This window comes from Pseudobutyrivibrio sp. 49 (assembly GCF_900100545.1).
Taxonomy (GTDB): domain Bacteria; phylum Bacillota; class Clostridia; order Lachnospirales; family Lachnospiraceae; genus Pseudobutyrivibrio.
On sequence record NZ_FNDP01000023.1, the window covers coordinates 17001 to 42938 of the forward strand.

Annotated in this window: 22 protein-coding genes; all 22 read right to left on the bottom strand. The window is 41.1% G+C overall.

Annotated elements, in window-relative coordinates; genetic code table 11:
- Positions 1-5: 5 nt before the first annotated feature.
- Entirely contained in the window at positions 6-1295 is a 1290-nt protein-coding gene (gene serS, locus BLP54_RS13930; RefSeq protein WP_090170735.1) for a serine--tRNA ligase, read from the bottom strand.
- A gap of 22 nt (positions 1296-1317) precedes the next feature.
- Positions 1318-3588: a protein translocase subunit SecD gene (gene secD / locus BLP54_RS13935; protein WP_090170738.1), complete on the bottom strand. Its 2271-nt coding sequence runs from the start codon at positions 3586-3588 to the stop codon at positions 1318-1320.
- Between the two features lie 51 nt (positions 3589-3639).
- Entirely contained in the window at positions 3640-5025 is a 1386-nt protein-coding gene (gene scfB / locus BLP54_RS13940) for a thioether cross-link-forming SCIFF peptide maturase (RefSeq protein WP_090170740.1), read from the bottom strand.
- A 98-nt stretch (positions 5026-5123) separates the two neighbouring features.
- Positions 5124-5267 carry a six-cysteine ranthipeptide SCIFF gene (gene scfA / locus BLP54_RS13945; RefSeq protein WP_015548727.1) on the bottom strand — a complete coding sequence of 48 codons (144 nt, stop codon included), beginning with the start codon at positions 5265-5267 and terminating at the stop codon, positions 5124-5126.
- A gap of 95 nt (positions 5268-5362) precedes the next feature.
- On the bottom strand, positions 5363-6535 hold the full coding sequence (locus tag BLP54_RS13950) for an FKBP-type peptidyl-prolyl cis-trans isomerase (protein WP_090170743.1): 1173 nt from the start codon (positions 6533-6535) through the stop codon (positions 5363-5365).
- 73 nt (positions 6536-6608) lie between these two features.
- Complete coding sequence (gene malQ, locus BLP54_RS13955; RefSeq protein WP_090170746.1) at positions 6609-8123, bottom strand: 4-alpha-glucanotransferase; 1515 nt, start codon at positions 8121-8123, stop codon at positions 6609-6611.
- Between the two features lie 19 nt (positions 8124-8142).
- Positions 8143-8985, bottom strand: coding sequence for a carbohydrate ABC transporter permease (locus BLP54_RS13960; RefSeq protein ID WP_090170748.1), 843 nt, complete (start codon positions 8983-8985; stop codon positions 8143-8145).
- Positions 8985-9836, bottom strand: coding sequence for a carbohydrate ABC transporter permease (locus BLP54_RS13965; protein ID WP_090170751.1), 852 nt, complete (start codon positions 9834-9836; stop codon positions 8985-8987). Before BLP54_RS13965 ends, BLP54_RS13960 begins: the two co-directional genes overlap by 1 nt.
- Before the next feature lie 189 nt (positions 9837-10025).
- Positions 10026-11336 (bottom strand): ABC transporter substrate-binding protein, encoded by a 1311-nt coding sequence (locus BLP54_RS13970; RefSeq protein ID WP_090170755.1) that lies wholly within the window; start codon positions 11334-11336, stop codon positions 10026-10028.
- Between the two features lie 78 nt (positions 11337-11414).
- Positions 11415-12425, bottom strand: coding sequence for a LacI family DNA-binding transcriptional regulator (locus tag BLP54_RS13975; protein ID WP_176754578.1), 1011 nt, complete (start codon positions 12423-12425; stop codon positions 11415-11417).
- 196 nt (positions 12426-12621) lie between these two features.
- Entirely contained in the window at positions 12622-14211 is a 1590-nt protein-coding gene (locus BLP54_RS13980) for a DUF5722 domain-containing protein (protein ID WP_090170761.1), read from the bottom strand.
- 90 nt (positions 14212-14301) lie between these two features.
- Complete coding sequence (locus tag BLP54_RS13985; protein ID WP_090170766.1) at positions 14302-15837, bottom strand: DUF5722 domain-containing protein; 1536 nt, start codon at positions 15835-15837, stop codon at positions 14302-14304.
- A 231-nt stretch (positions 15838-16068) separates the two neighbouring features.
- Complete coding sequence (gene hypB / locus BLP54_RS13990) at positions 16069-16740, bottom strand: hydrogenase nickel incorporation protein HypB (RefSeq protein ID WP_090170769.1); 672 nt, start codon at positions 16738-16740, stop codon at positions 16069-16071.
- Positions 16741-17126: 386 nt separating this feature from the next.
- On the bottom strand, positions 17127-17891 hold the full coding sequence (locus BLP54_RS13995; RefSeq protein ID WP_090170772.1) for a class I SAM-dependent methyltransferase: 765 nt from the start codon (positions 17889-17891) through the stop codon (positions 17127-17129).
- Positions 17892-17893: 2 nt separating this feature from the next.
- Entirely contained in the window at positions 17894-18697 is an 804-nt protein-coding gene (locus BLP54_RS14000; RefSeq protein WP_242870717.1) for a class I SAM-dependent methyltransferase, read from the bottom strand.
- A gap of 15 nt (positions 18698-18712) precedes the next feature.
- On the bottom strand, positions 18713-19471 hold the full coding sequence (locus tag BLP54_RS14005; protein WP_090170775.1) for an ABC transporter ATP-binding protein: 759 nt from the start codon (positions 19469-19471) through the stop codon (positions 18713-18715).
- Positions 19471-20265 (bottom strand): ABC transporter ATP-binding protein, encoded by a 795-nt coding sequence (locus tag BLP54_RS14010; RefSeq protein WP_090170778.1) that lies wholly within the window; start codon positions 20263-20265, stop codon positions 19471-19473. The genes BLP54_RS14005 and BLP54_RS14010 overlap by 1 nt, the downstream gene beginning before the upstream one ends.
- Position 20266: 1 nt before the next feature.
- Positions 20267-21841, bottom strand: coding sequence for an ABC transporter substrate-binding protein (locus tag BLP54_RS14015; protein ID WP_090170781.1), 1575 nt, complete (start codon positions 21839-21841; stop codon positions 20267-20269).
- A gap of 30 nt (positions 21842-21871) precedes the next feature.
- Positions 21872-22678, bottom strand: a complete 807-nt coding sequence (nikC, locus tag BLP54_RS14020; RefSeq protein ID WP_090170783.1) for a nickel transporter permease — start codon at positions 22676-22678, stop codon at positions 21872-21874.
- The gene (gene nikB, locus BLP54_RS14025) at positions 22671-23615 is read right to left on the bottom strand and encodes a nickel ABC transporter permease (RefSeq protein ID WP_176754579.1); all 945 of its coding nucleotides are present in this window, start codon (positions 23613-23615) and stop codon (positions 22671-22673) included. Before nikB ends, nikC begins: the two co-directional genes overlap by 8 nt.
- Before the next feature lie 128 nt (positions 23616-23743).
- Positions 23744-25429 (bottom strand): DUF2207 domain-containing protein, encoded by a 1686-nt coding sequence (locus BLP54_RS14030; RefSeq protein WP_090170786.1) that lies wholly within the window; start codon positions 25427-25429, stop codon positions 23744-23746.
- Positions 25430-25638: 209 nt separating this feature from the next.
- Positions 25639-25938, bottom strand: a 300-nt coding sequence (locus tag BLP54_RS14035) for a transposase (RefSeq protein WP_442960173.1), incomplete at its 5' end; no start/stop codon positions are given.

Genomic DNA, 25938 nt, shown 5'->3' on the forward strand with positions numbered 1-25938 from the left:
CATTGTTATTTCGTTGGTGTCAACTCACTCTTTCCACCCATGTATGGACGGAGTGCTTCTGGGATAGCAACTGAGCCATCTTCACGTAAGTTATTCTCAAGGAATGCGATAAGCATACGTGGTGGAGCAACTACTGTATTGTTAAGTGTATGAGCGAAGTACTTATTACCGTTCTCATCCTTAACACGAATCTTAAGACGTCTAGCCTGAGCATCACCAAGGTTAGAGCAAGAACCTACCTCAAAATACTTCTTCTGACGTGGTGACCATGCCCCTACGTCACAAGACTTAACCTTAAGATCTGCCAAATCTCCTGAACAGCACTCAAGTGTACGAACAGGAATATCTAAGCTGCGGAATAAATCAACTGTGTTGTTCCAAAGGATATCATAGTACTTCTTTGACTCCTCTGGCTTACAAACTACGATCATCTCCTGCTTCTCGAACTGGTGGATACGGTAAACACCACGCTCTTCAATACCGTGTGCACCCTTCTCCTTACGGAAGCATGGGCTATAGCTTGTAAGTGTATATGGAAGATTAGCTTCGTCATTGAGTGTATCAATGAACTTACCAATCATAGAGTGCTCTGATGTACCGATGAGGTAAAGATCCTCGCCCTCGATTTTGTACATCATGGCATCCATCTCTTCGAATGACATAACACCAGTTACTACGTTTGAACGAATCATGAAAGGTGGGATGCAATATGTAAATCCTCTATCGATCATGAAATCACGAGCATATGAGATAACTGCTGAGTGAAGACGAGCAATGTCTCCCATGAGGTAATAGAAGCCGTTACCAGCAACCTTACCAGCAGCATCCAAATCGATACCATTGAATCTCTCCATGATATCTGTGTGATAAGGAATCTCAAAATCAGGTACAACTGGCTCACCAAACTTTTCGATTTCTACGTTGCAGGAATCATCTGGACCAATTGGAACTGAAGGGTCGATAATGTTAGGAATCTTCATCATGATTTCCTCAACCTTATCAGCAAGCTCCTTCTCAACTGGCTCTAAGTCCTTAATGCGCTGCTTGAGCTCAGCTACCTCAGCCTTAGCCTTCTCAGCCTCTTCCTTCTTGCCCTGACCCATAAGAGCACCAATTTCCTTTGATGCCTTATTCATCTGAGCACGGAGGTCGTCAGCTTCCTGCTGAGCAGCACGTCTCTTGTCATCAAGCTCGATGACCTCGTCTACGAGGCCAAGCTTGTGCTCCTGAAACTTCTTTTTAATATTTTCCTTAACTGCGTCTGGATTCTCACGTAAAAACTTAATGTCTATCATGTTTTTTCTCCTAGTTCTAATCTTAATTCTTTGAAGCAAACTTAAGCTTAAGGATGTACCAAAGCTGTGTTGCGATAAAGATTGATGAATATGTACCAGCAATTACACCAGCAAGAAGTGGTAATGCGAACTCTCTGATTGATGAAACACCAAGGATAAGAAGCATAAGTACCATGATAGCTGTTGTGATTGATGTTGAAATAGAACGTGAAAGTGTCTGAGCAAGTGACTCGTTACAAAGTGCCTTAAGTGTCTCAGCATTTTCTGTTCTAACTGCCTTGTGGTTCTCACGGATACGGTCGAATACGACGATTGTATCGTTGACTGAGTAACCGATAACTGTAAGCATACATGCGATGAATGCAGCGCCTACTGAAATTCTTGCGAATGCATAAAGTGCAAGTACTACAAGAACGTCATGTACAAGGGCGATGATTGCTGAAGAAGCAAATCTGATGTCCTTGAATCTGAACCAAATATATACGAGCATGCAGAGAACTGCAACAAGTACTGCGATTGTAGACTGGCTACGCATCTCTCCTGAGATTGTAGAACCAATTGTCTGCTGAGTTATTGAAGTGTCCTTAACCTGGAACTGGCTTTCAAACATCTCATTTAATGACTCTCTCTCTTCAAGAGTAAGATTTCTTGTCTTGAAGATTGCCTGGTTGCTTCCATCTACTGTTGTAGTCTGGATGCTTCCCTCGCTAACACCGATTGTGCTTGCAATCTGAGGAACTACCTTTGCATCCAAATCTGCAAGTGAATATGTCTCGTTGAAATCAACTGTTGTTGATGTACCACCAAGGAACTCAAGTGAGTAGTTAAGACCTGAACCAGTCTTAGCCTTCATAGCTCCCATTGTGATAAAACCAGCTGCAATAATTGCAACTGAAATTGTAATGAAGATTGCCTTCTTGCCAACGAAGTCGAACTTTGAAGGCTCCTTAGCCTTTCCATAGAACTTAGCATCACGAACGCCAAGTGCATAGAAAGAATTAATAAGAATTCTTGTAATAACAAGAGCTGTAAACATTGATAAAACAACACCGAGTGCAAGAGTAATTGCGAATCCCTTTACAGAACCTGAACCAAGGATACCAAGTACTGCTGCTGCGATAAGTGTTGTGATGTTACCATCAAGGATTGCTGAAAGTGCCTTAGAGAAACCAGCCTCAATAGATGAAACTACTGGACGACCATTCTTGATTTCCTCACGTACACGAGCGAATACGATAACGTTAGCATCAACCGCCATACCGATTGAAAGAATCATACCTGCGATACCAGGAAGTGTAAGTGTAATATCAAATGCCTTAAGAATGCCGATAAGCATTGCTGTGTAAAGAGCAAGTGCAAGTGATGAAACAAGACCAGGTACAAGGTACATAACAATAAGGAATATCATTACGAGACCAAGACCAATACCTGCTGCGATAAGTGATGTTCTAAGAGCATCAGCACCAAGCTGAGCACCTACAACCTGTGACTCTAACTCCTGAAGCTCGATATCAAGACCACCGATACGGATGTAAGAAGCAAGCTTTTCTGCTTCATCCATAGAAGACATACCAGAAATCTCACAGTTACCTGTTGTGATTGCTTCGTTTACCTTTGGAACTGAAACGAACTTACCATCATAGTAGATACCAATTGTCTCGCCTGCAACTGCTGCTACTGTTGTAGCATCACCGAAAGCCTTTGTTCCTTCGTCGTTGAACTGAAGTGTTACAACGTACTTTGTAGCGCTAGTAGTCTTATCCTGCTCGGCTCTTCCCTGAGCTGCTGTAACTTCTTTACCTGTACAAATAACTGAACCATTTTCTGTGAGTGTCTCGATATCGTAGTTGAGCTCGTATCCGTTCTCACCGTAGCTGTAGTTCTCATTTCCTTCGCTATCCTTCTGAGCGATGAAGTAAAGTGTACCAGGAGTACCTAACTCCTCCAATAATGCATTTGCATCTGAAACTCCAGGAATCTCAACTGTGATTCTGTCATCGCCTACGCGATAAACATTTGCTTCTGTAGTTGCGCTTTCCTCGCCAAGGTCATTTTCAATACGCTGCTGGAGCTTAAGGATTGTGTCTGCCATCTGCTCATCTGTAGGCTTGTCTCCAACTGCTTCATATGTAATGCTGACACCTCCATCAAGGTCGAGACCAAGCTTTAAGCTGTCATCATTCTCTTTAATTGTGCCTGTGATAACTGTTGCTGCGTAGTATCCAAGTAAACCAAGAATAACTACAAATGCAACGAGCCAGGCAATCCCCTGTCCTTTTTTTAAACGTTTCATTATTTATTCTCCTATCTTGTAATTTATAACTGCTGTGCAGTCTAAAGAGGACTATGCCTCTTTTGTTTCGTTAATCTCTGCATTGTGCACCTTTAATGCAATTGCACATTCAACACGCTTCTTCTGAAGCTCACATCCTACATGGTAATTACCAAGAATGCTTCCTGTGAAGTTAAATGCATTTGCTGCACATCCGCCGCTGCAGTAGAATCTTGCAAAACAATTCTTGCATTCTTCTTTTGCGTAAACATTGCAATGCTTGAACTGATTTACAACTTCTTTGTTCTTCACCCCGCCCCATACGTCACCGAGACAGAAATCTGTGTTTCCAACGAACTGATGACATGGATAAAGCTCACCTGTAGGTGTAACTGCCATGTACTCTGTTCCTGAACCACAGCCTGAAAGACGCTTGTAAACGCAAGGGCCTCCCTCCAAATCAATCATGAAGTGGAAGAAATTGAAATCCTTGTCTGTACCCTGGCGACGCATCATCTCAGCACAAAGTGAATCATACTCTTCAAAGAGCTTTGGTAAATCCTCCTCACGAAGAGCATAATCATCTGTTTCCTGTGCAACTACTGGCTCAACGGAAATCTGCTTGAAGCCTTCATTAGCAAGATGAATAACATCCTTAGAAAAATCAAGATTGTTACGTGTGAATGTACCACGGATATAATATCTGTCCTGATTACGTGAATCAGCAAGCTTTTTGAATTTTGGCATTACGATATCGTAGCTGCCTGCTCCCTTCTTGAATGGGCGCATAAGATCATGAATCTCTGGACGACCATCGCAGCTAAGTACTACGTTAGCCATCTCCTTATTTGCAAATTCCTGAATCTCGTCATTTAACAATACACCGTTAGTGGTGAGTGTAAATCTAAAGTTTTTATTGTGTTCCTTCTCAAGAGAACGACCGTAGGCAACTAAATCCTTAACTACCTGCCAGTTCATAAGTGGCTCGCCACCGAAGAAATCAACCTCAAGGTTTCTTCTGCTGCCTGAATTAGCAACGAGGAAATCAAGAGCCTGCTTACCAACCTCGTAGGTCATAAGCTCGCGCTTTCCTGTGTGATATTCTCCCTCTTCTGCGAAGCAGTACTTGCAGGCAAGGTTGCAATCGTGGGTTATATGTAAGCAAAGAGCCTTTACAACTGCAGGACGTGCTGTAAAATCAGCAATCCTTGGCTCGTAATTGTCTTCTGTAAATAATGCGCCATCAGCAATAAGCTGCTCAATTTCTGACTGAATCTCTGTAAGCTCTGCCTCAGAAACCTCAGGATGGCTTATCTTCATCTGTGAAAGCGCTGCATCCTTTCCCTGCTCCTGCCAAAGACCAAGAAAATCGTATGTGACTTCATCTACTACGTGGATGGCACCGCTATTGATATCAATAACAATGTTGTAACCGTTGTTTTTAAACTGGTGAATCACTAAAAAAATGTCCTTTCATAAACGCACAATAGACCGTTCCCCACCAAAACTGGTGAGGTCCGGTCTGCGTTAAATATTACTTCTTTAAAAATGAGCTATTACTTAGAGTGCTCACAGCTCTGGTTTCCAACTGTGCAAGAAGTCTTGCAAGCTGACTGGCATGATGTCTGGCACTCGCCACATCCGCCTTCCTTTACAGTGTTCTGTAATCTTGCAGTATTTAATGTTTTGATGTGTTCCATAATGAATATCTCCTTTTCTTTAAACAGCTACTACTCATAGTAACCCTAAGATTAATTGATTATACTATAAATCGGCTAAAATATAAAGCTTTTTCCTATTCTGCTACCGCAGGTGCTCCTGTGTAACTTGCATTATCAATACAGAAATCAAGCGCCTTCTGTGTGAGATATGCCTGACGGAAATATCTCTCACCTGTATAGCCGTCTACGTCATATACTTCATAGAAGCTTGTCTCGTCTGATGCTCCTGAAGATGAAAGGATGCCCTGGATGAACTCCTTATATCCATCCTCATCGATTTCGATGCCCTCAGCCTTTGCAATAGCTTCAAGGATGAGCTCTGTCTCTGTAGACTCCTGAATGCTTGTCTTCATGCTTTCAACATAAGCATCGTAATCCTGTCCCATAGACTCAAAATATTCTTTTGCAGTAGTGCCATATGACTGATACTGCTTTTCATATACATTAAGGTACATGTCTACTCTTGCCTGAAGAAGATCCTCAGGAACCTTTGATACCTTACTGTTGTTTAAAACTGCGTTTAATACTGTTGTCTGCTTGTCGCTCTTAAGATTGTTCTCAAGGCTTGCTGTGTATTTATCCTTAAGTGAATCAATGTAAGCATCAACTGTATCATAGCCAAACTTATCAGATACAATATCATCTGTAAGTGCCTTCTTAGAATCGATAGCCTTTGCAATGTAATTAACCTGGAAAGTGAAGATAACTGTCTGTCCAGCTAAATCTGCGTTGCCATAATCATCTGGGAACTTAACCTCGTAAGCAACTTCCTCACCTACCTTATGACCTACAAGACCAGCAGTAAATCCCTCGATATATCCGCCGCCTGTAGCAGAGCTGTTGTTTCCTACATCGATAAGCTGATCCTCTGCAGAACCGCCATCAAAAGCTACCCCATCCTGAGAACCTACGTAATCAACATTTACGATAGAATCCTCTTTGATCTCCTTTGCGCTGCTATCCTCAACATAGATAGCTGCCTCAGAAATAGTCTTTGAAACGTACTCATCAAAGCCCTTGTCTGTGTACTCATATTCACCATCAAGAGTGATGTCTAAGCCCTTATAATCACCCAATGTAACAAGCTCATCCACATCATATTCTATAGGCTTTGCGTCAGATTTCTTCTCCGTATCTGCTGACTGCTCAGTCTTTGTTTCTGCTTTATCCTCTTCTTTGCTGCCACAGGCTGTAAAAGAAAAAGCCAATGTGCCAACTAAAAGCAATGCTAAAAATCTATTTTTCATTTGTGTAATCCCTCCTAGAAAAGTCTGAATTAGTTTACCACAAATTCAATTTTTAGGCAAAGAAAAAGCTCGCTTACTTGCGAGCCTTTTTCTTAGCTTTAGGGGGTTTTTTAGTTCTGTCGTACATAACCGACATATCAAAAATCTTCTTTGCCAATTCAGGAGTAGGTTCTTTGGCAAGGAGACGCCACTGCCAGTTACCGCTTTCTGTTCCTGGCACGTTGATTCTGTTGTATTTTCCAAGTCCAAGGAAGTCCTGCATCTGAGCCACAAATAAAACAGAAACTGAGCTCATTCCGCCACGAATCATTCCCCAGTTAAAGCCCTCAGCCTTTGAGATACCAAGGTACTTGCTGGCATATTCCTTGTCCTTTTTATCTGCTTCTTCATACCAGCCCATGATAGTAGCATTGTCATGGGTTCCAGTGTAGCAGATACAGTTTTTATCGTAGGTGTGAGGCTGATAATTGTTAGGCTCACCTGAATCAAAAGCAAATTCAAGTACCTTCATGCCTGGCCAGCCACTATCCTGAAGAAGCTTAACAACAGTAGGTGAAGGTTCTCCCAAATCCTCAGCAATAAATTCTATGCTTGGGAAAGTCTTTGTAAGAAGGCCAACAAGATCCATTCCTGGTCCTTTTTTCCACTTACCATTCTTTGCTGTCTTCTCCTTTGCAGGAACAGCCCAGTACTCATCAAAGCCTCTGAAATGATCAATTCTAAGAACATCATAGAGCTTTGCAGCACCTTCAATTCTTCGAATCCACCACTTATAACCATCCTTTTTCAAGGCATTCCAGTCATAGCATGGGTTGCCCCAGAACTGTCCGTCCTCGCTGAAATAATCTGGTGGCACACCAGCCACCTCTACTGGATAATTATCCTCATCAAGGCTGAAAAACTCTGGTTCAGCCCAAACATCGCAGGAATCCAGTGCAACATATATAGGAAGATCTCCAATCACCTCAATGCCAAGACTATTGATATAAGTCTTAAGCTTTGCCCACTGCTTAAAGAATAAATACTGAATGTAAACAAAAAATTCAATATCCTCTTCCAGCTTCTTGGTGTACTTCTCAACAGCCTTTGCCTCGTGAAGACGAATGTCTTCCTCTGGCCACTCCTGCCAGCTAAGCTGACCAAAATGCTTCTTTATTGCCATGAAAAGCGCATAATTTTCCACCCAGGCATTTTTCTTTCTGAAATGAGAAATCTCACCGAGAGAATCTTTGTATCCTCTCTCCTTTGCCTTTTCAAGAATCTTGAAACGACTTTCGTAAATCTGGCCATAATCCACATAACGTGGGTTAGTTCCCCAGTTTTCAGCCTCCACTTCTTCCTTTGTAAGAAGGCCTTCCTCTATAAGCATTTCAAGATCAATGAAATAGGGGTTTCCGGCAAAGGTAGAAAAGCTCTGATATGGGCTGTCTCCGTAACTAGTTGGACCTAATGGTAATACCTGCCAGTACTTTTGACCGGCAGCCTTCAGAAAATCCGCAAAGTCATATGCGGCTTTTCCAAAGGTACCTATTCCATAAGGTGAAGGTAATGAAGATATAGGGAGCAAAATTCCACTACTTCTTTTCATAATTTTTAGTCTCCTTAAATTAGCCTTTTACAGCTCCTGCAATAACGCCTTTAATAATGTATTTCTGTAAGCAAATATACATAATTATGATTGGCAATACAGTCATCATAATACATGCCATCATTGGTCCCATCTCAACGTGTCCGTAGCTTCCACGGAAGTACTGAATGAGAATAGGAATTGTCATATATTTCTTTCTGTCGAGAACAAGGTATGGCAAAAGGTAATCATTCCAAAGCCACATTGTTTCGAGAATAGCAACTGATATAAGTGTTGGCTTCAAAATTGGAAGCACAATCTGGAAAAATGTCTGGATTGGGTTGCAACCATCAATCATGGCTGCCTCTTCAATCTCAAGTGGAATTGACTTCATAAATCCTGTGAACATAAATACCGCAAGACCAGCGCCAAAACCAAGGTAAATAATGCAAATATTATATGGTGTATCCAGGTCCATTCTGTCAGCTGTTGATGCAAGTGTGAACATCAGCATCTGGAAAGGTACTACCATCGAAAATACAAATAAAGCATAGCATACCTTTGAGAGAATTCCGTGAACTCTGGTGATGTACCAGGCACACATTGATGTACAAATCAAAATCAAAACTGCAGATGATACTGTAATTACCAAACTGTATCCAAAGGCTGCTGCAAATCCCTTAGATGAAAGTGCATCAAGATAATTGCTGAAGCCTACAAAGCTCTTTGCATCTGGAAGGGTAAATACGCTGTTAGTGCTGATGAAAGCATCACCCTTAAGTGAGTTAATCAAAATCATAAACACTGGATAAATCCAGCAAACTGCCAGAAGGCACAATACGATGAACACGATAAGACGTGCAACCTGTTCTTTTGCTTTCATTACTGCTGTACCTCCTTTGATTTAGTAATCTTAAGCTGAATCATGGAGATAAGAATAACCATAATACAGAAAATAACTGCCTTTGCCTGACCATAACCCTTCCACTGTGGGCCTGTACGGCTGTAGAAGGTATTGTAGATGTTAAGGGCAAGCATCTCTGATGCGTGAGCAGGCTCACCACCTGTTAAAGCAAGGTTCTGATCAAAGAGCTTGAAGCCGTTTGTAATTGTCAGGAACGAACAGATTGTAATAGATGGCATTACATTTGGAATCTTTATCTTGAAAAGAATCTGTCCTGTTGTTGCACCATCAATCTTTGCAGCCTCGATGTAATCGTCTGGGATAGACTGAAGACCAGCGATATAAATGATCATCATGTATCCAATCTGCTGCCAGCACATAAGGATTGTTAAACCTATAAATCCATATGTAGCATTAAGTGCAAGAAGTGGCTTTTCCAAAAGCGAAAGCACACAGTTGATAAGAATCTGCCAAATGTATCCAAGAACGATTCCGCCGATAAGGTTTGGCATGAAGAATACTGTTCTGAAGAAATTTGAACCTTTAATCTTATTTGTAAGTGCAAGGGCAATAGCAAAAGCTATTACATTTATAAGTACTGTTGATACCACAGTAAAAAGCGCTGTGAACCAGAACGAATGCCAGAAATCAGCATCTGTAATGGCATACGCATAATTTCCGAATCCAATGAATGTAGATTTCTTTATAGTAGTAAATTTACAAAATGATAAATATAAGCCCTGAACAAAGGGATAAATAAATCCAACCGAGAATGCAGCCAATGTTGGCAATACAAAAACTGGCCAGTATTTTCTTATTGCTTTTTCCATAATTATTCCTTTTTGAGTATTATTTACAGTGAAACTTTCCAAAATTATGGAGGGCGTTAGGCCTCGCCCTCCAATGTTAGTTATCCGCGTTTTATGCCGTAGCAAGAACCACGAATTGGGAAGAAAAACTCTTCTATGTGAACTGCCCTAAGAGAATGGTTGATTCGGACAGTTTACATCAATATAAAATTAGTGACTTGCAGCGTACTCTGAAGCCCATCCATCAACGAATGCTGAAACAACATCGTCCCATGAACCTGTACCAGCTGCATAAGCTGTAAGAGCTGAACCTACACCGTTCTTCCACTCCTCAGATGGCATTGTTGTGAAGTTCCAAGAAACTGGAGTCTTGCCTGCCTCTGTGTAAGCTCTATCGTTAAGAACGAAAAGGTTTGTTGTATCTGCTGCCTTCTTGAAAGGAATAACACCAATCTGCTCTGAAAGCATCTTTGTACCTGCATCAGATGTTACCATCCATGTAAGGAAATCAATTGTTGCCTGAATATCCTCCTCAGAAGCCTCTGAATTTACACACCAGTAGTTTTCTGTACCTGTGCAAAGTCCCTGATTCTTTTCGTCGCCAGCACCAACATAAATTGGAATCATAGCAAGCTCATCATCAGTCATACCCTTCTTTGTAAGGTTTGCATATTCCCAAGAACCATTCTGATAGAATACTGCCTGTCTGTCAGCAAACTCGTTCTCAGCATCATCACCTGTCTTGCCAGCTAAATCGCCAGGCTTGCATGTAGCGTTGTTGATGTAGAGATCCCAAATTGCCTTATAGTTGTCTAGGTACTTGCCCTCGATAGCATCTGTAGAATCGATACCCTTCTCCTGATACTCGAAGTAGATTGGAAGGTTTGCAAGGTGTGTCTTGAATCTCCAGTCAGAAGAACCATCCATACCTGATGATGTAAATGCTGCAAATCCAAGCTCATCCTTGCGAGCTGTAATGTCCTCAGCAACTTTCTTTAAATCATCAAAGCTCTGAATATCCTCAAGTGTGTAACCAGCCTGCTCAAGAAGCTTTGTGTTTGTGATGATACCGTATGACTCGATAACGTATGCGATACCTGCAACTGCATCATCATTGTAAAGAGCGAATGAATCGCTTGTTAACTCGTTGTAAAGTGAAGAACCCTTAAGGTCGTAGCAGTAATCTGCCCAGTTTGCAAGACCTACAGGACCATTTACCTGGAATAATGTAGGAGCCTCATCCTTAACGATTTCAGATGAAAGTGTCTCCTCGTATGTACCAGAAGCTGCTGTGATAACAGTTACAGGAACACCTGTCTCTTCTGTGTACTGCTTAGCAATCTCCTGCCAAGCCTCATCTGCCTCTGGCTTGAAGTTAAGGTAATAAACCTTTCCACTTGCTCCATCAGCTGATGCTGAATCCCCTGCTGAATCTCCTGAAGCGCTTGAACCACAACCTGCAAATGTTGCAGCTGCCATCATTGCGATTAACCCCAGTGCCAATACTCTCTTTCTCTTCATTTCTTACACTCTCCTTTTTGAAGTTTAAAATTTTATGTTTCTCATCCCTATATTCGATAGGAATGTTAAAACCAATTCTTAAACTTCTCGGAAGGACTCACCTTCTCGTAATGTGGTGGACAGTAGTATGTGCTTATGATTCTTCTTTCCTTTAATGATATCAACCACAAGCTTTACTGCCTCATCACCCATTTCTTCCATAGGCTGACAGAGAGTGCTCAAAACCGGATTCATGTACTCAGAAGCCTCAATACCATCGATGCCAATTACTGCTACATCCTTTGGTATTGATTTTCCAGCCTCTCTCAGGGCTTTCATAGCGCCCATAGCCATATTATCCGAGATGGCAAATACTGCCGAAAAGTCGTTATTCTTTTTTAACCATGCTTTCATGCCTTCATAGGCATCAGCAATGTTGTAACTATTTATAGGAATGATGAGATTCTCATCAAGTTCTATACCAAAATCATTGAGAGCTCTTTCATAACCGGCGAATCTCACCTGACTGACTGAGCCATCATCTGGACCAGAAAGAAGAACTGCAATTCTTCTGTGCCCCTCTTTATAAAGATACTCAACTGCTTCATAGGCAGCCTGATTATCATCTATGCAAACACTTGAATAATCTGATTTATCCAGTGTTCCGTACTGGTTATTAAAAGTACAGCAAACAAATGGCACATTTATAGCTGAAACCTGCTCCTTTGTATAATTAAGTCTTCCTCCAAGGAAGATAAGACCAAGAAGCCTCTTATCTCTTTCCATTCTGGCTGCTGCTAAGATTTCATCATCTGATGTGCCAATCTGCTGCATCACCATTGTGTATCCAGCTTTTTCGATCTTGTCAGAAATCTCAGTAATAATCTTTGTATAGAATGGGTTCGAGATACCTCTTACCACCAGTCCAATGTTATCTGAAGATGATTTCCCCAAATCTCTTGCACTGGTATTTGGTATGTAATTGTATTCGTTTACTACAGCAAGGACCTTTTCCTTTGCTGATTCACTAACATCCGGGTGATCATTAAGCACACGCGAAACCGTGCTAACGCTGACCCCTGCCAGCTTAGCTATGTCTTTGATTGTCATTTGTTTTCCTTCCATTGCATATAAATGCTTTTTTACATGGGGCCTAATCCATGTTATTTGGAAACGTTTCTGGTAACGTTTCCAGTTCATGATTAAATCATAGCCTATCGACTAATCTCAGTCAATAGGCTACAAGTTTTTCGCTTTTTACGACAAAAATGCACGACACGTGTCGTGCATTTTTTACAAAATTAATTTATCTAGGTGCGATAAGAGAATTTAAATCTAATCCAATCATTTCGCTGGCCTTTGCTGTGTATTCAGGCTCTCCAGCATGCTTGTAGTAATCATAAGATAGCTTATGTGTGTTGTTATCTCTCATAAGTCCAAAGGCAAGTCCCTGTGGAACCTCGATATATGGATCATCCTTCTCACGTGAAAGAATAAATCCATCGATGTGGCTGTTGTTGTTTACAACCAGCATTGCAAATGTGATAGCTGCGCACTGGATTTCTTCACCCTGTGAGGAAGTGTAGCCCTGCTCAGAAAGCTTAACTGTACGAACTGCACCTGATGGTGAAAGTAATTCTGGCTGGCTAAGGAAATCAGTTACAACATCAATATTATAAATTGAAACGAACTTTGTATTCTGGTTACGCTGAACATTTGCTGTAGGTACCCAAGGTGTAGCTGACTTTAATGGATAGTCATAAGCGTGGAAAGCAAGTCTCCAGTCAATATTCCCCTGTGCTCTGATGTAATTGTTGAACTGAGTAATGAATGCCTTTGCACCATGTGTATTCTTTGTATTAACTGCCCACTGGTGATCTGTACAAATGTAAACATTTGCGTTTGCATTCTCAGATTTGATTGCATTAAAGAGAACGCGGAAGGCATTAGCATACTCCTGAGCATATAATGAAAGATTTCCACCACAGCTCATGTAGTTCCACTCATTCCATGCATTTACCTCATTACCAATAATGAAGTTATCAACACGTGCATTCATTCCAAAATATGAATGAGACATCCATCTTGAAGCTATGAAAGAGCCTGCTGCTGCAAGTAATTCGATACCTTCAGTAGTTGTTGCATTAAGTCCGTAGTAATTGTGCTTTCCAAGGCCATTAAGTGCGTATGGGCTGATAAATTCACCCTGTGAAGCCTGGTCTACTAAAAGAATCATAGTAACCTGAACACCCTGTGCATTAAGACGTCCAAGATAATTATCAAAAGCAGCTATGTATCTTGTATCAAAGTTATAAGTCTTTCCATTGTAAACATATGGAACACCACTACCACCTGAAATCTTTGAAAGTGGAAGTGAAACTGTAGCCTGCTTTACACCAAGGTCAGCAAGTGTACGCATACCAAGGTTATCTGTGCTGGCATCTGTAAGAATACCCTTCTTACCGTTGTCCATTCTTGCAATGGCACGTGAACCGCATGCCTCTGGATTTGTAATGTACATGCTGTTTGAAGCTGCTGTAAGAGCTCCGCCTTTCATTACACATACAGTAAACTTCTTAAAAAGAACTGACTCAGCTGAGTTCTTATTTAATGGGAAAGTGAAGTTTGCAGCTGCTGCAACTGGTGCCTGTGCAACCTCCTTACCTGTGTTACCTGCCTGATTTGGGTCAGATGCAATAAGATGATAAATACCATCCTCTGAAGCTGTCTGTCCTGAAGCAGCAACTACTACATTGCCACCTTCAATAACTGCGCCTCCAATTGCTACGCCACTAGTGCCCTTTGCCTCTGCTGTGAGGCTTGGCGCCCCAGCAAACATTGTTACAATAAGTGCCAAAGCAATTACACCGCTGGCAATCTTCTTGAAAACTTTCATAAATCCTATAAATCCTTCCTATATTTATCTATCACTCATCATAAAGCTACTCATGGATTTTGTTCCATGAGTAGCCTATAAACTATTTAATTATCTAGCTGTGATTAATGATGTAAGATCAACACCTGCTATTGCGCTAGCCTGTGCGATAATATCTGCGCTTGATGCATTCTGATAGAAGCTAAATCCCATCTTCTGCGAACCATCCATATTGCACATTCCATAAGAAAGTCCCTGTGCAAGCTCTTCTGGATGATCAACCTCTCTGGTAACTATCAAACCATCAATATATCTATTGTTCTCAGCCACAAGGTAAGCGTAAACAAGTGATGCTGCCTGAAGTTCTTCACCGTCATGACTTACATAACCAACCTCTGACATCTTTACAGATCTAACTGCTCCTGTTGATGAAAGCATCTCTGATGAGCATAAGAAATCTGTTAAAACATCTATATTAGCAACTGTAACGTAAGGAGTGCTCTGGCTGTGTGAAACGTTCTTTGAAGTCTCCCATGCTCTTGGAGCATAAAGTGGAGCATTGTATGGATGAACTGCTACTCTCCAATCAACATTTCCTTCGCTCTTAATAATGCTGTTGAGCTTTGTAAGGAATTCCTTACCTGAAATATAGTAAGAAGCCTCTGCTCTTGACCACTGGTGATCAATACATGTATATACGTTTGCGTTTGCATTCTCAGACTTGATTCCGTTGTACATAATACGGAAAGCCTTTGCATATTCCTGCATAAAAGCATCGTTTGAACCACAGTTCATGTAGTTCCAAAGCCACCAAGCGTTAACCTCATTACCAATGATAAAGTTATCTACCTGACCATGACCTGTACCTGCATAATGCTTTGCAAGGTAAGATGCAGCGTTCTGAAGTGCAGCAATACCCTCTGCTGTGTTAGCGTTCATTCCATAATAATTGTGAGCGCCTAAACCATCATATGCATATGGATTAAAGAATTCCTGTGAAGCATTACCATCAACAAGGATAATTACGTTAACCTGCATTCCAAGCTTGTTGTACTTCATAACTGAATAATCGTATCCAGCAAGTCTGTTAATCTGAGAAAGAGGGATATTTAAGTTAACCTGCTTTGCGCCAAGTGCTGCTGGCTGATTCTTATCAGCTACAGACTTTAATAACTCAGGAAGAACACCCTTCTTTCCAAAATCCATACGACCTGGAGCAAGTGATGCACATGCCTCTGGATTTGTAATATACATACTGTTTGATACGGCCTTTAAAGCGCCACCTGACATTACACAAACAGTAAACTTCTTATATAACATAGAATTTGCAGTATCCTTTGCGAGAGGAACTGAAAAAGTTGCTGCTGCAGCTACTGCTGTCTGAGCTACGTCTGTTCCAGCAGGTGCAACCTGATTTACATCAGAAGCAACAAGATGATACATACCATCGTCAGAACCTGCGGTTCCCTGTGCAGTAATATTAACATTACCACCCTGTATTAAAACGCTACCAATTGCAACTCCAGCTGCAGTGCTGGCTGTCTTAGCAGTCTTAGCCTCGGCGGTAAGGCTTGGTGCTGCTGCAAAGGTAGCAACCATTAGTGTCAAAACAAGTGCGATACTAGCAATCTTTCTAAAAAACTTCATATACCAATACTCCTTTCACAGTCGATAGTACTTAACCGTGCCCCATATATGGGGAGTGTAAACACTATACAATATAATTATAAAAATTATGTGAAAACTAATTGCCAAAACGAAATATAACACATAGAATTCACATTTGAAAAGATGTTTTCCTGTGAAATCTTTGTGAAAAACAAAAAAGCCTGTGGATATACCACAGGCCTACATAGTCTATTGTTTATTTACTTTTAATTATGCCTTTGCTTTAGCAATCTCATCTTCGAGCCAAGCGATTACATCCTCCAAGCCTTCTCCAGTCTTGCCGCTAACAAAGAAAATCTTTGCCTTTGGATTAAGCTTTAAGATTCTTTCAGTAACCTTTTCCTTGCTAAAATCAAAATAATCAAGTGTATCTATCTTATTAATAAGAACAACATCACTTATCTCAAACATAAGTGGATACTTAAGTGGCTTATCATCTCCCTCAGGGACAGATAAAAGCATAAGGTTCTTATTAGCTCCAACATCGAACTCAGCTGGGCACACAAGATTTCCAATATTCTCTAATATAAGAAGGTCGAAATCTTTTGTATCATACTCCATAAGAGCTCGACTGGTCATATCTGCATCGATATGGCACAGACCCATGTTGTGAATTTGGATAGACTGAACACCAGTGGCATCAGCTACACGCTGTGCATCGATGCTGGTCTCGATATCCACATCCATCTCACCAATCTTATATTTATCTTTCATTCTGTTGATGATGGCAGAAAGTGTTGTAGTCTTTCCTGAACCTGGGCCAGACATTACATTAACGAAGAATGTGCCCTGATCCTTCATCTGCTGACGAATGGCAGCTGCGGCAGCCTCATTCTCAGCAAATACACTTTCGCCTATTTCAATTACTTTAACTTCACCCATTTATTTATACTCCTTATCTATACTACATTATACAATCCGCCAGTTACACTAACAAGCCTTAGTATTTCTCCGCTCATCTAACACGATTCGCTTGAGAAATCTAAGAGCTTGTTAGTTACTGGCTAGGTTGTGAAATAAAAAAAGCCAGCGACTATACGCTGGCATTGTTATCGGGGAGTGCGACCAAAGTTGCCCTTGGTCGCTGAGTTATGAAAAATTTGGTATTAGCTTTTCGCTAGTACGATAAGTACTATAACATGTAGAAACCGTTTCCGCAAGATGTTTTTTCATATTTTTTTCACAAAATTGTATTTTTCTTGTATTTGGGGCTTACTTTTTCTAACCTAATACACAGGGTGTGTATTATTGTCTAGAAACCAGCAATATCAAGCCTTGCAACCAGTTATGCAAAACATTTTATCTGGTATGTAAAACTCATCATGTTCGACGAAAATGCGGCTTCCAAATTCGACGTCAAATGTAACATTTTTGTAACCAAGCTGTAACAATATTTCTTTATCCCATTGTGGTCTATCAAGAGTACTGATTGTCAGCATGTGATAAATATCATGACATTCATCTTTCATGCTATCTGGAATCTTGCTGTGAGCAAGATTCTCAGGACTCTTAAGATTGTGGGCGCCTTTAGCGTATTCAGCATCGAAATTAATGAGAATACCGCCCTTTTTAAGCACTCTAAGCCAATCACGATAAGCATCGACTGGATGTGGAAGTGTCCATGTGAGATTTCGTGTAATAACCACGTCAAAAGTCTCATCCTCAAAATCCAGACTCTCTGCATCACCAGTAACGGCTGTAGCCTGAGCAGAAGACAATCCATACATACGAATCATCTCATTGGCCTTAGTAATCATCTCCTCTGTAAGATCGATTCCTGTAACCTGATGGCCCAGCTTTCCAAGAATAACCTCGAAAAAGCCTGCTCCACAGCCTACATCCAATATCTTAAGGCTCTTCCCCTGTGGCAGAAGCTTCTCAATCTCTCCTGTCCAGCGGGCGGCTTTATTACTTTCTATTTCATCATGACGAAGATCGAAAAAGCTGTCAGCACGCTTTGTCCAATAGCCTTCTACTTTCTCTTTAATATTCTCTGCCTCTTCTTCGAAGGCAATATGATGTAACTCACCCATTTTTATTTCCTAACTAACTTCACCATAAAAAGCGGTGTAGATTTATAATTTACCAGTTCCTTTTTTGAATAAACAAGCTGGCCTACATCCTCCTGAACGGTCACCTGGCCTGCCTGTAGCTCTGTGAGATATTCCAAATCCCACTGTGGACGAAGCTTTGCTGTAAGTGGCATCTTGCCTGCGATAACTTCCATCTTGTCGAAATCATCTCCGATATTGTAGTCGCCATAGCCTTCCTCAGCCACGTGCTGACGATCCTCATCATAGGCCGCCTTCTTATCTTCATCTATAAGATATCTGTACCAGTTGGCATCAAAAACCATCATAAGCCCATTTGAACGCAATACTCTTGTCCAATGCTGATAAGCCTTTGCCGGGTCTGGAAGATTCCAGGTAAGATTTCTTGAAATGATCACATCAAAGCTGCCATCCTCAAAATCAAGATTCATGGCATCACCCTGAACAAACTGAATCTGCTTTGCAAGATCGCCAGCGTTAGCCTTTGCCTCTTCTATCATAGTCTCTGCAAAATCAAAGGCTGTGACCTTGTAGCCTGCCTCTGCAAGAATGATAGAAAGGAATCCTGGGCCTGCGCCAATATCAATAATGCTTATATCAGCTGGCTCTCTGTCAGGGAAGGCTGTTGCAATCTCCTTAGTCAAAAAAGACGTCCAATTTTTTCTTTGGACGCCTGATAATTCTTCTCTATTAACTTCCGAATAACCTGCTGCGCGCTTAAGCCAGTAGGCCTTGTTTTCTTTTGTTAAATCTGCGTTCATATCTGTAACTATACCACACCTGTCCATTATTCCAAACCACAGTTACAGGATTGAGTCAACTAAAGACTTAGTGTACTCAGCCTGTGGATTATTAATGATATCATCCGGTTTGCCCTGCTCAACAATCTGCCCATCATAAAGCACTATTACTCTGTCGCAAAAGCTCTGCACCAGGGCAAGATTGTGACAGATAAAAATAATGCTTAAATCCCTAGTTTTACGGAGCTCATCCAAAAGCTCGATTATCTGTTTCTGCACTGTTACATCCAGAGCACTTGTTGCTTCATCACAAACAAGAATGTTTGGCTCCACCGCAAGAGCTCTGGCAATTGCAGCTCGCTGGCATTGACCACCACTAACCTGATGAGGATATTTGGTGGCAAACTCAGGTGTAAGCCCTACCTTTTCCAATAACTGCGCCACCATTGTCGCTGCATCGGATGCTGAAACACCTCTATTTCGCAACGCTTCGCCTATGCTATAACCAAGAGTTTTTCTTGGATTAAAAGACTCTATAGGATTTTGGAAAACCATCTGTATTTTGCTGTAAAGCCCCAACGGATTCTCACGTTTCTGGCTTTGAATATCATTATCGCATATACGAATTTCTCCAGCAGTTGGAGCAATCAGGCCTGTAATCAGTCTTGCCACAGTACTTTTTCCACTTCCTGATTCGCCTACGATACCAAGAGTCTCACCTCGTTCAAGAGAGAAGGAAACTCCCTTGACTGCAAGTGTGTCAGAGTTTCCACGACTTATGAAATTTTTACTCACGTTATTAACAGTAATCATCTCGTCCATTAGACAATCTCCTGACGCCTCTTAAGTCTTGGCACTGCTGACAGTAGCATCTTAGTGTAATCATTACTTGGATTATGAAGTATTTCCTTTGCCGGACCATACTCCATCATATATCCATCCTTTAAAACAAGGACGGTGTCAGCCATGGCAGCTGCCACGCTGATGTCATGTGTAACAATAATTATGGCTGTTCCAAATAGTTCTCGAAGAGCAAGCATCTCCTCCACCACCTGCTTTTGAACTGCCACGTCCAGTGCGCTGGTAGGTTCATCTGCCAAAAGAATAGATGGATTTAAAAGCATTGTAATTGCAATGGCTGCTCTTTGGTTCATTCCACCGGAAAGCTCAAAGGGATAACTGTTCCACAGCTTTTCTGAGTCTTTGAAATTTAACTTTTCAAACAACTCTAATGCTTTCGCCTTTGCTTCATCCTTGTTTATCTTTCTATGGGCAGACATGCTTTCCAGTATCTGATCTCCGATAGTCCTGATTGGACAAAGTGAACCTTTTGCATCCTGAAAAATCATTCCGATTTCTGCGCCACGAATTTGACGCATCTCTTTTTCACGGAGGGATAAAAGATTTGTGCCTTTGTAGCTAATCTCTCCTTTGGTCACTTTCCCATTATCATTTAAAAGCCCCAAGGCGGAGCGAATCAGGGTGCTTTTTCCACTACCTGATTCGCCCACCAGAGCCAGTATTTCTCCCTCATGTAAAGAGAAGCTAATGTCGTGAACAACGGGAAGCTTCTCGAAGGAAATATCTACATTTTCGTAAGTTAATAATGAATCCATATTATTCGATATCTAAATCTGCTGTGAACTCGTAGTAATCACTTGGGTGTGCTACAAGTCCTGTTACGTTTGACTTTGTAATCATGCTCATACGAAGGAATGAACAGAATATGAATGCGTTATCATCGAGAATCTGCTGCTGCATCTTGATTGCAATATCACCTCTTGCATCTGCATCAAAGGTAGCGTTCATCTCATCAGCTAGCTTCTGAATCTCGTCGCTGTGATATCCGCCACGGTTCTTTGATGAATCATCTAAGCAATGTGTTGTGAAAAAATACATTGGGTCGCCGATACCACATGTAACGAAGGCTGCTGCATATACATCCCATGTGTCCTTCTCTGCTACGATTGTTCCGTGGTCTGCTGTAACATTAAGCTGAATATCAAAACCGATATCTTTAAGAGTTGCCTGTGCAGACTCAGCAAGGAGTGGAAGCTCCTGACGGCTTGGATAACTAATCCATCTGATAGTAAGAGTCTGTCCATCCTTCTCACGGATTCCATCTCCATCTGTATCTACCCAGCCTGCTTCCTCAAGAAGAGTCTTTGCAGCTTCTGGGTCATAGCTGTCTGTCTTAACTACATCTCCACCAAATGTGAAGTTATCTGGGAAGGCGCCAATACCAACATAGCCGTAGCCATTTAATAACGTATTTACGAATCCCTCTTTATCGATACCCATAGCAAGTGCCTGGCGAACTGCATCATCCTTGATTACAGGTGAATTGTAGTTCATCTGGCAATAGAAAGCACGGCTTGTAGGTGTGCCTGTAAATACATAATCATCATTTTCAAATAATGGATAGTTTGCATATGCCATTCCATAGGCTGCATCAATGTCACCATTCTGAAGTGCAAGAGCAAGTGTATCACCATCAGAGATTGTGATGACCTTTGCCTCGTCAATCTTTACTTCACCGTTCCAGTAATTCTCATTCTTTACAAGATTAAGGTGGTCACTTGTAACAAGCTCTGTACATACAAATGGTCCTGTGCCCACAACGATACCATCAGCATTTCCTTCCTCAACATCTATTACGCATCCATAAGGATCGCAAAGGTAATTAATAAGTGTAGGCTTTGGTGTAGTTGTCTTAATTGTAAGAGTCTGACCATCAGCCTCTATTGTATCAATAGCAAGATCTCCTGCTGCTCTTTCATGAACAGCTACAAGATCCTCGATGCAAGCCTTTACAGCTGCTGCATCAACAGTCTTGCCATTTGAGAAGGTTACACCATCCTTAATAACAATCTGCCATGTAAGCTCATCTATATTTTCATAGCTCTCTGCCACCCATGGCTCAAGCTCCATATTGTCGTTGAATTTAAATAATGTCTCTCCAATGCCGTAACGGATGCATGCCCATCCACAATAAGTATCGTGTGGGTCGATGTTTGCCTCCTCGTTTTCTGCATTAAATGTTGTGTCTCCAAATGTGAAGGTCTTCTTGCCATCTGTTACCTGCGCTGTATCTGAGCCTGACTCAGACTTTGCTGCACCGCAACCTGTAAATGCGGCGACTGTAAGTGCCATTGCCATAACAAATGCAACCGACTTCTTTAATCCTTTCATATATCATACTCCTTTCTTTATATGGCGCGGCTACTTAGGATCCAAATAATCCCTAACCGTATCACCCAACAAATTAAAAATCACTACCGAGACGAAAATTGCAAATCCCGGTGAAAGTACCACCCATGGGTAAGTCTGAAGCATACTTCGTCCATTGGACATCATACTTCCCCACTCTGCTATTGGAGGCTGAGCTCCAAGACCTAAAAAGGAAAGACCAGCGAGCTCCATCATCATTGTTCCTATATCAAGCATTGATGTAACCAAAATTGGTCCAAGTATGTTTGGCAAGATGTGACGAACAATAATCTGTACTGGACTATCTCCTGCCAGCCTTGCTGCCTGAATGAAGGACAATGACTTCACAGATAATGTCTGGCTTCGTGCCACTCTCGAATACTTTGGCCAACTGATAACAGCCAGTGCGAAAACTGCATTAATAATTCCTCCACCTAAAAGGGCTGCCACAGCAAGGGCGAATACAAGCCCAGGAAAGGCTAGGAAGAAATCTGATATACGCATTACCACCGAATCTACTTTGCCTCCGCAATAGCCGCATATAACGCCTACAGCGGTACCAAATATTGTAATAATGGCGACCAATGCCAATGTTGATAGGATGCTGGCTCTGGCTCCTATGATGACTCTTGAAAACATATCCCTGCCATATGTGTCTGTTCCCATGAGATGCTCAGCAGATGGAGCATTGTAGCTAAGGGATAAATCCTGTGCATATGGATCATATGGGCATAGCCTGTCAGCGAAGATGGACACAAGAATCAGGGCAGCAGCCATTATCGTAAATACGATAAGTTTTTTGCTTGGCTTCTTATTCATTGCTTGTGTCCTCCAATCTGATTCGTGGGTCTAACAGCCTGTAGGATAAATCAGTAATCAGATTAACTGTCACATAAATAATAGCCATCCACATTACATAAGCCTGTATGATTGGATAGTCACGCATGTTGATGGCATCCACAGCCATCTTGCCAACGCCATCCCACATAAAGATGGATTCTACGATGGCAGTACCGCCAAGAAGGCTTCCTATTGAAAGTGCAAGCAGAGTAATGATAGTTACCAGACACTCTCTCATAACACTCTTCCATAGAATCACAGAAAACTTCACGCCACGTGATTTTGCTCCCAAAATATAATCCTTGCTCAGCTCATCAAGAACTGTAGCTCTTACCTGACGAAGATACTTTGCGCTCATGGCGATAGCTAATGTGAAAGTAGGCATAGCTACAGCCGATAAGCTCATATCCTTGGAAATGATTGGGAACCACCCTAATCGAATACCAAGGAAATACATCAGCACAAGGGATACGAAAAAGTTTGGCATACTGTTGCCAATAAAGCTGATGAATCTGATTAAATAATCCCAAAATTTATTTTTGTAAACTGCAGAAATGATGCCTAAAGGGATTGATATTACTATGGTAAGTAAAATAGATGTAACTGTAAGAAATAGTGTAGCTGGTAGCTTTGAAATAAATGTCTCGAAAACATCCTTTCCTGACACATAGCTCACACCCATGTCACCATGGAGAAGCTTTCCAAACCACACAAAATATTGAACTAAGAAAGGCTTATCCAATCCAAGCTCTGCCTTCGCAGCCTGAAGCTGCGCCTCTGAAACTACCTGCCCGGTGTTCAGCATTTTTTGCTCTACAACATCGGACCCAGCCAGTCGCATCATAGCAAAAGACAAAAACGTGATTGCAATAAGTATTGGAATCAATTGTAAAATGCGTTTTATACTATATTTCAAAAAAGAATACCTCTCAAACTAACTAAATAGAGACAGTTTAGTTTACATCCTAAAATCCACCCTATCAAGATAGTTGAGAGGTATTTATTATTCATATATTGAATTGTGGTATTCCACTATGGAATGTTTCACCAAGCACCGCCACCGCCGCCTGAGTCTCCGCCGCCCGAGAAATCACAGCTTGAGCCGCAATCAGAATTATCGGCATACGACCACCAGTGAGAATTGTCAGCTTCTCTTGTTGTTCGCTTTGAGTAGCCTCTTGAATCGTATGGCACATAATCATGCTTACCTGTCAGAGATTCCTTGAAGCGTTTCGCAAAAGGACGTCTTGCGAATTTTCTATTACCGCGTCTAATCATTCTATCAAGCTCTTTATTCAGCTGCTGAATAGTCATAAGGTCAAGACCTTTAAACCACTCAACCTTTGGAACATTGATATCATGCTTTTCAAAATGCTTTTTCCACTGTTTCTCCAAACCAAATGCATAAGCATATGGCAGAATAACATAGTAGTAATTTGGATTTTCTGCCACAAGCTCTTTAAGCTTTTCAGGCTGAGGAAATCTAATAAATTCATATAAGCCGCATACCTTATTACGGATTTCTGTGCTCTTTCTAGTTTTCCAATTAGCAGAATAATGACTTGTGAAAAAGCTTAAGGATTCAACAGAGCGATAAAACTCTTTTTTCTGCAACCCCTTCTCTGTAATTACTCCGCCAGCTCTCATGCCCTTAAATATTCCAAGAAGAATTTCCTTTTCGTCAAAGGTGCATTTTTTGTAGTCGTCCTTCTTTAACGTAAATGCAAATATATTATCTTCTTTTATACTGATATCAAAAAAGCCTTTATTTGCCAGATATGGAATCATAACCAGAACTTTATCTGTCCTGCGCATTGTACGAATTACCTCTGCCTCACGTGGTGAAATCCCATCTGGTGGATAATACATCTGCTTACAATTCTTATATCTCTTAGGAATTCTTTTTATAAGCTTTACAATGCCCTTTATTAAGAGAACTATCAGGACTACCAGAAGGATTTCAGCTAACATTAAGCAGAATATATAAATCCCACCAATAATCTTCCCATAATCAATTTGCTTTTTTGCTGGTGGCACATATTTAAAATAACCCTCCGGCAATGAAGCCCTCACTGTGAATGCCTCTCCCGGCTTAAGTTCATGATGATAACTCCCAGAAATAGTTCGTCCATTCACCGACGCTTCAAATGGATTATCAAGCTTGGAATACTCTACTTTAGATGAATCGAAATCTTTAGGAAGATTAATCTCCCAGCTTACATTCTCAATGTAGCAATCCCAGCCTTTACCAATAATGTTAAAGACGAATTCATCCTCATCTGGAAGCGGATCCTCAGATTCCACCACATAATCATAATTAAATGTGTAAGTATGCTCATCATCATATTTATAATACTTAACACCAACCTTTACTGTTCGTGTGGAATTGCCCCAGCTTGAGTCCGATTCATCATATGATATAAAGCTATTTGCAGTATCACTTTCTACATAAAGATTTTCTACCTTTGCCTTTATCCTACTCTTACTTCCATCAGGACGGACTCTTTTATGATTCTCACTGAAAACCCTCACCGGACCATGATGAGGCTTTACAAAGTTGTAATCGATTGTCTCTGTAACAGAAAACACATTGTTTTCTTGAACATCCACCTTTAAATCAATTGACTCGATGTAATAATCTTTCTTTGATGCTGCATCAGCTGTCAGCGGGGTAAGTAGTCCTAATGCTGTACACAATACCAGCACTAAAATTCTTAAGTTCTTTTTCATATATCTTCTTCCAAATCTAAATAACTGATGTGGGCTATTCTACTATTTTTTCCCAGACTAGTAAATGTGGATATGTAACAAAAAAGACAGCAGGTAATTGCTTACCTGCTCAGAGTGTAGACAAAGAGGATGCTGCAAAACCAAGTTTTGCAGCATCCTTTCCTTTTTTCTAAGATTCTATTTTTATTTTTGTGTAAAAAGACCTGTTTTTAGGCCATTTTCAATTCCCATTCTTGCTGTATTTTTGCTAGCTTCTTTAAATTCATACACGCAAAGGTAAGCGCAACCTTCATTACCATGCGCGCCTTACCATACATCTGTGTATATCTGAAACCATGATTCTCTTTAGCTGTCCCAAAGATTCTTTCAATGGTTTCTTTTCTGTGAGAGTATAAATCTTTCATACCTAAGGTCTGTCTTATATCTTCACATGCTTCCATGTATTCTTCCCAGACATGACGAGTTACAATTTTTACATGATTCTTGCTGGCTGTACATTGTCCTAAGAA

Bases quoted from the DNA above. Each gene is read 5' to 3' on its own strand.
- serS (WP_090170735.1), bottom strand. From the start codon at position 1,295: ATGATAGACATTAAGTTTTTACGTGAGAATCCAGACGCAGTTAAGGAA.
- secD (WP_090170738.1), bottom strand. From the start codon at position 3,588: ATGAAACGTTTAAAAAAAGGACAGGGGATTGCCTGGCTCGTTGCATTT.
- scfA (WP_015548727.1), bottom strand. From the start codon at position 5,267: ATGGAACACATCAAAACATTAAATACTGCAAGATTACAGAACACTGTA.
- BLP54_RS13950 (WP_090170743.1), bottom strand. From the start codon at position 6,535: ATGAAAAATAGATTTTTAGCATTGCTTTTAGTTGGCACATTGGCTTTT.
- malQ (WP_090170746.1), bottom strand. From the start codon at position 8,123: ATGAAAAGAAGTAGTGGAATTTTGCTCCCTATATCTTCATTACCTTCA.
- BLP54_RS13960 (WP_090170748.1), bottom strand. From the start codon at position 8,985: ATGAAAGCAAAAGAACAGGTTGCACGTCTTATCGTGTTCATCGTATTG.
- BLP54_RS13965 (WP_090170751.1), bottom strand. From the start codon at position 9,836: ATGGAAAAAGCAATAAGAAAATACTGGCCAGTTTTTGTATTGCCAACA.
- BLP54_RS13970 (WP_090170755.1), bottom strand. From the start codon at position 11,336: ATGAAGAGAAAGAGAGTATTGGCACTGGGGTTAATCGCAATGATGGCA.
- BLP54_RS13975 (WP_176754578.1), bottom strand. From the start codon at position 12,425: ATGACAATCAAAGACATAGCTAAGCTGGCAGGGGTCAGCGTTAGCACG.
- BLP54_RS13980 (WP_090170761.1), bottom strand. From the start codon at position 14,211: ATGAAAGTTTTCAAGAAGATTGCCAGCGGTGTAATTGCTTTGGCACTT.
- BLP54_RS13985 (WP_090170766.1), bottom strand. From the start codon at position 15,837: ATGAAGTTTTTTAGAAAGATTGCTAGTATCGCACTTGTTTTGACACTA.
- hypB (WP_090170769.1), bottom strand. From the start codon at position 16,740: ATGGGTGAAGTTAAAGTAATTGAAATAGGCGAAAGTGTATTTGCTGAG.
- BLP54_RS13995 (WP_090170772.1), bottom strand. From the start codon at position 17,891: ATGGGTGAGTTACATCATATTGCCTTCGAAGAAGAGGCAGAGAATATT.
- BLP54_RS14000 (WP_242870717.1), bottom strand. From the start codon at position 18,697: ATGGACAGGTGTGGTATAGTTACAGATATGAACGCAGATTTAACAAAA.
- BLP54_RS14005 (WP_090170775.1), bottom strand. From the start codon at position 19,471: ATGGACGAGATGATTACTGTTAATAACGTGAGTAAAAATTTCATAAGT.
- BLP54_RS14010 (WP_090170778.1), bottom strand. From the start codon at position 20,265: ATGGATTCATTATTAACTTACGAAAATGTAGATATTTCCTTCGAGAAG.
- BLP54_RS14015 (WP_090170781.1), bottom strand. From the start codon at position 21,841: ATGAAAGGATTAAAGAAGTCGGTTGCATTTGTTATGGCAATGGCACTT.
- nikC (WP_090170783.1), bottom strand. From the start codon at position 22,678: ATGAATAAGAAGCCAAGCAAAAAACTTATCGTATTTACGATAATGGCT.
- BLP54_RS14030 (WP_090170786.1), bottom strand. From the start codon at position 25,429: ATGAAAAAGAACTTAAGAATTTTAGTGCTGGTATTGTGTACAGCATTA.